Origin of the sequence: Streptomyces sp. NPDC088910, from assembly GCF_044749865.1 — a bacterium.
Lineage (GTDB): Bacteria > Actinomycetota > Actinomycetes > Streptomycetales > Streptomycetaceae > Actinacidiphila.
The window spans coordinates 115,438-123,890 of sequence record NZ_JBIVIV010000019.1 but is presented as its reverse complement, the minus strand read 5'-3'; the positions used below and the strand labels follow the sequence as shown (position 1 = coordinate 123,890).

Sequence of the window (8,453 nt, the reverse complement as noted above, 5' to 3'; positions counted from 1 at the left end):
CCCGCGGAGCGGGTACCACAGCGCTGCGCGCTGTGCAGCGCAGCGCCTCGCTGCGCTCTGCGTGACCACGCTTCGCGTGGTCTGCCCGGCTTCGCCGGGCCACCCCCTCCGCCTCGCTCCAGGGGTGAGGCTCCGTCACCCGGGCCGCTGCGCGGGCCGGGTGACGGATTTGGTCCCTCGCTCCGCTCGGGATCAGGCAGAGCGCTCCGCGCTCCGTAGCAGCTGCCGAGAAAGGCTTAAGGCTTGCAGGGGCGGGCGCCGAGCCAGCCCCTGAGGAGGGATCAGAGCTGTTGGATGAGGACCCATACGGCGACTGCCAGGAACACCACGCCGATTATCCTTTGCACCGCATAGCCCCTGGCCGTGGGCTCTGTCCCTGCAGGATCTCTCACCCAGCCCTCCTGCAGGCGCCTGTTCGCTCTCCACAACAACTGAGGTCGGAACACCTGGAGCACGCCCATCACAAGGAAGATGCACGCGACCACTACGAGCATGGGGCCACGCGCACCGTCTCCGGATGCTAGCTGCACGAACGGGTTCTGATTCATGAGCACCGCATGCCCCCGGTTGACCTGGAAACACGGCCCAGCAAACCGGCAGGATAGGCGTACCCGCACCCCGCACACGGTCGGGCAACAAGCGGGCTAGCGGTCCTTCGCGGGGAAGGCCGGCTTCTTCCGGCCGCCCCTGTTGCGCTGAAGCTGGTACCACGTCAGGAGGAAGAGACAAGGGAACAGGAGAGCAAGCGGAATGTCGCCGCACAGTTCCCGGGCCGTCTCCCCCTTCGCGGCGAGATCAGAGAAAAACACAGTGACAGCCAGCAACGACAAGACCCCATAGACCCAGCAGCCCAAACGCAGCATTCGCACATTCGGGCCGGACAGCAGGTACCGGGCTATGCGGTGTTCTTTCATGCCTGGCTTCTGCCCGGGCGGGAGGCCCAACAACCGGGCCAGCAAGCTAGGAGGGAGGAGGTCAGGGCTGCTGACTGCCGTACAACGTCAGCCATACGCCAATAACGGCTGCAGTCGTAAGCAGCACAGCGCTGGTGATCATCACCGCCAGAGCCATACCCGTCATGCCCCCAAGGAGGAGGCCGGTCAGGAAGCCTGCGTAAAAGACCGCCAAGCTCAACACCCACAGGCGAATCGACCAACGCCGCCGTCTTCCCAGGCGGGCCGGGCTGGCAGTGTTCACAGGTTCGTCCATGCCTGCCTCCTGCCCTACGAACAGCACACTCATCATCCCCACAGTGCGGGGGCAGGGCCGACCCAGGTGGGCTCGCTCGCGCGGGTTCCAGCGTACTGCGTGCATCAGAATGATGCAGCATGTACTGTTGGCGGAAAAATGAGACAGCCTCTGGCCATCGGGAAGCCTTCCCCGGTATTCGATAGGAATGATTGCCGATGACCGGCCACGGAGAATCCAGCGGAGCAGACCCTGACCTGAGCAGCGATTCTGTGCGCAGGGTGACACAGCACCAGACCTCTGGTGTCGATGCCCGGTTGCGGCTCTTCGCGCTCCTGGAGGCACAGGGCGCGCCGGACGGCCTGGTGGCCGCGCTGGAGGCCGGGGCGGTCGCCGGTGCGCAGAGCGAGGTGGTGGGGCTGGGGGGCATGGTGCCGCGCTCGCGTGGGCCGGTGTTCGAGGACAGCTGGGACGCCGGGGTGACGGCCGTGAGCGAGGCCTTGGTGGGCATCGCGGACCGGGACTGGTCGCGGCGGGGCGGCCGGTCAGCCAGGGCTGCTGAACTGGCTGTACGTCTTGCGGATGTGAGGCGGGGTGAGCGGGCCGGGCTGGAGCGCCTGGAGGCGTTCGTCCGGCAGGCGGTCCTGCCGCGTACGTACCCGAACGCCATGGAGCGCCGTCGGGTCCTGGAGGCGCTGGGCGAGGCGGGCGGGCTGTGCAAAGCCCGCACAATCGAGTACGCCACCGGCGACGTCATCGTGTGCACCCGTGAGGCCGGCCACTACGAGGGCGACGCCCCGCGGCGCGAGGAACCGGAGGGCTGGCACAAATGCAACGTGGCCACCTGGATTGACGACCGGCCCTATAACCACCCGCACAAGATCGCCTGAATTCGCGTAAGGGGAGGCAAGGAAAATGTCTGCGATTCATCTCAAGGAACACCAGGTGAAGCAGAAGGCGGCTGTCCGGAAGTGGGTCGGATTCCCCGCAAGATCATCTGTGCCCGAGCGGGGGGAGCGGGGCACCATCGTGTCCGCGACCGGTTCCGGTAAAACGATCATGGCTGCTGCGAGCGCGCTGGAGTCCTTCCCGGACGGCAGGATCCTGGTCACCGTCCCGACGCTGGACCTGCTGGTGCAGACCGCCCAGGCGTGGCGGGCGGTGGGCCACCGCTCCCCGATGGTCGCGGTGTGCTCCCTGGAGGGGGACACAGTGCTGGGCGAGTTGGGTGTGCGGAGCACCACCAATCCGATCCAGCTCGCCCTGTGGGCCGGATCCGGGCCGGTCGTGGCGTTCGCCACGTACGCCTCTCTCGTGGACCGCGAGGATCCGGACGACCCGTCGGGGCGGGAGAAGGTGCGCGGGCCGCTGGAGGCCGCCCTGGCGGGCGGGGACCGGCTCTACGGCCAGCGCATGAACGGTTTTTCGCTCGCGATCGTGGACGAGGCCCACGGTACGGCGGGTGATCTCGGACGGCCGTGGGCGGCGATCCACGACAACGCGCGCATCCCCGCGGACTTCCGCCTCTACCTCACCGCCACCCCCCGCATCCTGGCGCCGGTCCGCAAGCAGAAGGATGCGGACGGCCAGGCACCGTTGCTGGCTTCGATGTCTGATGACCCGGAGGGAACCTTCGGGGCCTGGCTTCCCGGCGCGGAGCTGGGGCTCTCGGAAGCTGTGGAGCGGGGAATCCTTGCGGGGTTCGAGATCGACGTGCTGGAGATCCGCGACCCTTCGCCGATCCTGGGGCTGTCGGAGGAGTCGCTGCGGGGCCGGCGCCTGGCGCTGCTGCAGACCGCGCTCCTGGAGCACGCGGCCGCGCACAACCTGCGCACCGTCATGACGTTCCACCAGCGGGTGGAGGAAGCCGAGGCGTTCGCGGAGAAACTGCCCGAGACCGCCGCGGAGCTGTACGCCACCGAGATGTCCGATGAGGACTTGGCGGAGGCGGACAAGAAGGTGAAGCGCCTGCCCGCGTCGTCGATCGGCGCGGAACTGTACGACCTGGAGGCCGGCCGCCACGTCCCCCCGGACCGGGTGTGGTCCGCGTGGCTGTGCGGCGACCACACCGTCGCCGAACGCCGCGAGGCGCTGCGGCAGTTCGCAGGCGGCATCGACGCCAACAGCTGCCGCGTCCACCGCGCCTTCCTGGCAAGCGTTCGCGTCCTCGGGGAGGGCGTCGACATCCGCGGCGAGCGGGGTGTAGAGGCGATCTGCTTCGCCGACACCCGCGGCTCCCAGGTCGAGATCGTCCAGAACATCGGCCGCGCGCTGCGCCCCAACCCCGACGGCACCACCAAGGTCGCCCGCATCATCGTGCCGTGTTTCCTCCAGGCCGGGGAGGACCCGAACGACATGGTCGCCTCCGCCAGCTTCGCCCCCCTCGCAGCGGTGCTCCAGGGGCTCCGCTCGCATGACGAGCGCCTGGTGGAGCAGCTCGCCTCCCGCGCCCTCACCCGCGGAAAGCGCAAGGTCCACGTGCACCGTGACCAGGACGGCCGGATCACCGGGGCTGGCAGCGAGGGCGACGGCCAGGACCAGGAGCAGGACGACACGCAGGCCGCCGTCGAGTCGGCGCTGCTGCACTTCGCCAGCCCCCGCGACGCAGCCACCATCGCCGCGTTCCTGCGCACCCGCGTCTACGCGCCCGACTCGCTGGTGTGGCTGGAGGGCTACCGGGCCCTGGTCCGGTGGCGGGCGGAGAACGAGATCACCGGCCTGCACGCCGTCCCGTATGACACCGAGACGGCCGTGGGGGTGACGGCGGACTTCCCGCTGGGGCGGTGGGTTCATCAGCAGAGGAAGGCGGCGCGGGCCGGGGAGCTGGAGCCGCGCCGCAAGGAGCTGCTGGACGAACCGGCCGCCGGGATGGTCTGGGAGCCGGGTGAGGAGGCGTGGGAGGCCAAGCTGTCCGCACTGCGGTCCTACCGGCGGGCCACCGGCCATCTCGCGCCGCGTCAGGACGCGGTGTGGGGCGAGGGCGAGTCGATGGTGCCCATCGGGCAGCACATGGCCAACCTGCGCAGAAAGGGAGCGAAGAACGGGCTCGGCAAGGACCCGGAACGGGCCGCCGTGCGCGCGGCGCAGCTCGCGGAGATCGACCCGGACTGGGACTGCCCCTGGCCGCTGGACTGGCAGCGCCACTACCGGGTGCTGGCCGACATCGCCGAAGACGAGGGCGGCCTGCCATACCTCGCGGCGGGCGTGATCTGGGACGGCGACGACATCGGCAAGTGGCGGTGGCGGCAACAGGAACCCGGCACCTGGAAGCAGCTGCTGCCCGAGCAGCAGGAGCGGCTGACCGCGCTCGGAATCAACGCCCCTGTGGCCCCGTCTCCCGCCCCGGCAGCCGGGGGCACGGCGAACGGGGCAGGCAAGGCGGCGCAAGCGTTCCAGCGGGGCCTGGCAGCCCTCACGCAGTGGGTGGAGCGGGAAGGCCAGCGGGCGGTCCCGCGCGGACACGGTGAGCAGATCACGGTCGACGGCGAGACGGAACCGGTGACGGTGAAGCTGGGTGTGTGGATTTCGAACACCAAGAGCCGCCGCGACAAACTCACGCCAGAGCAGCTGGGCGCGCTGCGGGGGCTGGGCGTCGAATGGGCGTAGAACCGCCGGGGGCGACCGAGGTGGCAGCACGGTCGCCCCGCCGACTCATACCGAGGGCAAGGTGAGCTTGAGCTGGTCCGGATCGGCGAGCAGCCTCATGAGCCACAGGAGCGCAATGTTCGCCAGTCCACGCGGAAGGTGACCTGTGTGGGACAGCAGTATGGCCTTCTCTTCGGGGGTGTGGTTCATGTAGGAGTGCAGGCTGTTGCGATCCAAGCTCATATACCCAGCCGTAGCGCTGTCCCAAGAACGGTCTACGCTGCCGTTCTTTCCGGGGAGCCCGGCAAGACCGTTGGACCCTACGTAACGCCCAGGAGCGAATCCATCTTTGACCTGGGCGAGAGCCTCTACGCCCCGGCGGCAGGCTGGCAGGGCCACTGCAGCGACGTCAGGCGGAAGCTTCTGGCTGAGCCAGTCGAACGCTTTGGACGCTTTGCTCGGCGTGACGGCTACGTTGAATTTTCTCATCCTCATGCCTTCCATGGCGTTCAGAGCGTCGTAGGCGGCGCGTAGCCGTGTGGTCTCGTTCTGCTCGGTGGCCAGCATGACTTCGCCGACGTCTCGCAGGACACGTTCGAGGCTGGCGAGGTACTGCCAGTGGCGGCCTGGATCGTATGTGCTGGTGTTCCCTGCAAAGCGTGCCGGGTCGGTTGCAATAACCAGGACCTGGTTAAGGCGGGCGGTCCACCAGGTAAGGAAGGCGCTCAGCTGACTTCCGGTGAGGTCGGGGCGATTCTGGCCGCTGCGCTGGTAGGAGCCTGTGAAGCGCTCATCGCTGATCTTCAGCGCCTCCATGAGTTGGTTGCTGGGCCAGGTGGCTCCGGGGGCCAGGTCAGCGAAGGACCAGATCCCCACTGCGCGAATCCGGGGTCCTGGTACCGCGTAGACGTACGGGGCCAGGATGCTCAGTGCGGCACCGAGGTACGACTGCGCGCCGAATATCCCGCCGGTAGCCAGTGCCCGTGCGGCGGGAAGTCCGTCACTGGCGTCTCCAGCGAGCGCTGGGTTGTTCTCCACTGAGATGAGGCCTCGGATGAGGGTGTAGCGGCTAACGAGTTCTTGCGACATATAGATGACGGACAGTTGCGAGTCCGGGAAGGCCGGGACGGCGCGGTTGTCGAAGAACTCCCGCATCACCCCAGGCAGGTCCGCAGGGAGTGTCTGCAGGAAGAGCAGTTCGAACTCCGCTACGCGAGATGCCAAGTCGTCCTGGTAGCGAAGCCGCTGAATCGTCTCGCTTATGGGAGTCCAGCCCGGGGGCTGCTCGGAGAGAGACGCGAGATGGCGGAAGGCGTCGGGACCGCGGACCGGAACGGGCCTGGCGTCCAGCAGGACAGGGGTCCGGTGGGTGTACGACTCTTCGGTGCGAAGCCGGTACGCCGTCCCGTCCCGGCGGACCTGCCATCCCGCGGTGCTCAGGTATCGAGTGACAGACGTGGTCATAGGTGTCGACGGCTCGAAGCCGATCCAGCCGTTGCCCGTGGAGGGGGCAGATCTTGTCGGCCCCTGCGGCCCCCGAAGCGTGGAACGTCGGCTCATGGTCATGCCCCCGCCGGGTCCGCGGTGGCGAGCGTGTACAGGCTGAGGACCTCGCCACAAACGATGTACGTGTTCAACGCGCACAGGTTGGCAGTCTCGATCGCGACCTCTGCATGGACTGCCTTGTTCGTCATCTTGTCGACCGCCGCGAAGCGATCGTGCAGACCCGCGACGATGGCATCGACCAGTTCGCGCTTGGAATCGCTTTGGATGACTCGCTTAGTGAACTCGAACAGCCGGTTGCGGTAGCTTGGCTCGTCGAGCTTATGCCCGCCCTCGGCGGGTTCCTTCTGCGCAGGAAGTACGTGATCAACGACTGCTTTGAGGATGCGGCGGCACGTCGTGATGGCCTGTGACAGTTCTTCGGTGACGTCCCGTTCGGGTGCGTTGTCAGCTGCTTCCTGGAGTCGGCGGTAGATGGCACTGAACTGTTGGAGCAGGTCGGGCACACCATCAGCGAGCAGCGCGTCAACCTTGACGCGGTAGCGGCCGAAGATGGACTCGTTGATGCCGCTGTAGTCGAGGCGGCGCTCCCAGGAACACAGCAGGGCGAACGTCAGCTGCCGGGTCCGAGCGATGATCCGTGTCGAGCGTTGCCGCGTGGTCAGGTCGCTGCCGTAGTCGATCTTCTCGCCGCTCTCCTTGAGATTACTGAGTTCCTTATCCCAGAACTCCAGCTCGGCGAGCGAGTGGGGGTCGATGTTGTCACTGCCGTCGATCTTGCGATCATTCATCCATGCCGCAGCGGCCTGCTCTGCGGGTCCCGTCATCGACCCCCAGGCCGAGGGATCGGCCATGAGCATGCGCGAGATCTCACCGTTCGTCTCGCGGTCCCCGCCCGTAGGTTTGAGGTCCAGCGCAAGCCGCACCGCGTACTTGGTGTCGCCCATCAGGTTCGCGATCCGCACGGCGCGGCGGACCGATACCTCCAAGGGATCCTCATCGAAGGAGTCCAGTGCTGTCCGAACGAGCTTGAGAAGGTAATCGCTGGCTGCTACCCCAGAACCTTATGGATGCCGGCGAAGCCTTGCGCACCGTATTAACGCTTTTGTGCGCCGGGCCGCGACCAGTCGGGCGCAGGCGTAGCCGCCTCCGGGCAGTGTGGATAGCCAGACCCGCGCACCAGGCCCCCAGGCAGCAGATACTCTCGGGGGCCCGGTGCTGTGCCGGCCCACGCGCGGAGGTGGGTCCGCGGCCTATGTGATACTTCCGGCATGGCTTTTGCGTTCTCCCTTGTATCTGGACACGGACACGCTTCTCGGGCACGCGGACTACCACGAAGTCGAGGTGTCGCAGCGTGAGGAGATCGTGGAGAAGACGACGAACCGGCGATCGGGCGGGGGAAAGCTGAAGCTCGGCGCGGGCGGGATGGGTGCCGGGGCGGAGGCCTCGCGGGGAAGCGACGTGGAACGGCAGTCCACCTACAGCCTTGAGCCCAACTCGAAGGCGAAGATCAGCAAGGTCATCGACAGTCTGATTGCGATGGGCGCCGTCAAGTCCCGTCCTGCGCCGGAGACCGTTCTGGCCCGCGATGACCTGGTGGAGATCGAGGGAATCACGAGGATCACGTCGGCCAGTCACTTCGGCAAGCTTTTCTTCGTCCTGCGCCGGGTGCTGGAGGACATGGCCCTGGAAGACCTGCGGGACCTGCCTGCCGTGCTCGACGAGACAGACCCTGTCCTGCAGGAACAGATGAAGCGGGTCTACCTGCACAACGAATTGCCGCCTGTGCCGGTCCTGCTGGAACTTGAAGGATCCGGGCTGCCGCAGAAGGTGTATGTCAACGTGCGTCCGAACCATTTCATCGACGAGGCGTCCGCGGATCGCGTGGAAGGCGATCTCAGGGTTCTCGGCACGGTGTCCCGGATGGTCGACGGCTCACCCGACGGGTACCTCAGCGCGGAGGAGTGGCTGCTGTCGGGTTGGGAATTCATGCTGCGGCGGATCTTCATGACGCAGGTGGACGGGCTCCTAGCCCAGTTGCGCAGCAGCTGGGCGGACGTAGGGATTGCTCTGCCCGAAGAAGACGTCCGCGCCTACATCAGCGGACCGGCCATCGTCGTAGAAGCCATCGCCTTGTACTGACCCTGTCAGCTTGAGCAGCGGCACGGGCAACTACC

8 protein-coding genes are annotated in these 8,453 nt (G+C 67.1%); 3 read left to right on the top strand and 5 right to left on the bottom strand.

Annotation, left to right across the window (positions count from 1 at the left end):
• Positions 1-281: 281 nt before the first annotated feature.
• The 3 genes from ACIP4Z_RS33535 to ACIP4Z_RS33525 form a co-directional block, all read right to left on the bottom strand.
• A complete protein-coding gene (locus tag ACIP4Z_RS33535; protein WP_391052832.1) occupies positions 282-494 on the bottom strand; it encodes a DUF6199 family natural product biosynthesis protein in 213 nt (70 codons plus the stop codon).
• 150 nt (positions 495-644) lie between these two features.
• The gene (locus tag ACIP4Z_RS33530) at positions 645-914 is read right to left on the bottom strand and encodes a hypothetical protein (RefSeq protein ID WP_391052828.1); all 270 of its coding nucleotides are present in this window, start codon (positions 912-914) and stop codon (positions 645-647) included.
• A 61-nt stretch (positions 915-975) separates the two neighbouring features.
• Positions 976-1,209 (bottom strand): hypothetical protein, encoded by a 234-nt coding sequence (locus ACIP4Z_RS33525; protein ID WP_401314218.1) that lies wholly within the window; start codon positions 1,207-1,209, stop codon positions 976-978.
• A gap of 260 nt (positions 1,210-1,469) precedes the next feature.
• Here ACIP4Z_RS33525 and ACIP4Z_RS33520 point away from each other — a divergent pair, with 260 nt between their 5' ends.
• Both ACIP4Z_RS33520 and ACIP4Z_RS33515 read left to right on the top strand, forming a co-directional pair.
• Positions 1,470-2,078: a hypothetical protein gene (locus ACIP4Z_RS33520; RefSeq protein WP_401314217.1), complete on the top strand. Its 609-nt coding sequence runs from the start codon at positions 1,470-1,472 to the stop codon at positions 2,076-2,078.
• A 25-nt stretch (positions 2,079-2,103) separates the two neighbouring features.
• Positions 2,104-4,794, top strand: a complete 2,691-nt coding sequence (locus ACIP4Z_RS33515) for a Helicase associated domain protein (protein WP_401314215.1) — start codon at positions 2,104-2,106, stop codon at positions 4,792-4,794.
• 45 nt (positions 4,795-4,839) lie between these two features.
• Here the strand turns inward: ACIP4Z_RS33515 and ACIP4Z_RS33510 are convergent, their stop codons facing one another.
• Both ACIP4Z_RS33510 and ACIP4Z_RS33505 read right to left on the bottom strand, forming a co-directional pair.
• Positions 4,840-6,237: a hypothetical protein gene (locus ACIP4Z_RS33510; protein WP_401314214.1), complete on the bottom strand. Its 1,398-nt coding sequence runs from the start codon at positions 6,235-6,237 to the stop codon at positions 4,840-4,842.
• A gap of 98 nt (positions 6,238-6,335) precedes the next feature.
• Entirely contained in the window at positions 6,336-7,265 is a 930-nt protein-coding gene (locus ACIP4Z_RS33505) for a hypothetical protein (RefSeq protein WP_401314213.1), read from the bottom strand.
• Positions 7,266-7,566: 301 nt separating this feature from the next.
• Here ACIP4Z_RS33505 and ACIP4Z_RS33500 point away from each other — a divergent pair, with 301 nt between their 5' ends.
• A complete protein-coding gene (locus tag ACIP4Z_RS33500) occupies positions 7,567-8,418 on the top strand; it encodes a hypothetical protein (RefSeq protein ID WP_391052812.1) in 852 nt (283 codons plus the stop codon).
• Positions 8,419-8,453: the final 35 nt, after the last annotated feature.

What these genes read in the sequence shown, in the direction of transcription:
- ACIP4Z_RS33510 (WP_401314214.1), bottom strand. Translation starts at nt 6,237, where the DNA reads ATGACCACGTCTGTCACTCGATACCTGAGCACCGCGGGATGGCAGGTC.
- ACIP4Z_RS33535 (WP_391052832.1), bottom strand. Translation starts at nt 494, where the DNA reads ATGCTCGTAGTGGTCGCGTGCATCTTCCTTGTGATGGGCGTGCTCCAG.
- ACIP4Z_RS33515 (WP_401314215.1), top strand. Translation starts at nt 2,104, where the DNA reads ATGTCTGCGATTCATCTCAAGGAACACCAGGTGAAGCAGAAGGCGGCT.
- ACIP4Z_RS33525 (WP_401314218.1), bottom strand. Translation starts at nt 1,209, where the DNA reads ATGGACGAACCTGTGAACACTGCCAGCCCGGCCCGCCTGGGAAGACGG.
- ACIP4Z_RS33530 (WP_391052828.1), bottom strand. Translation starts at nt 914, where the DNA reads ATGAAAGAACACCGCATAGCCCGGTACCTGCTGTCCGGCCCGAATGTG.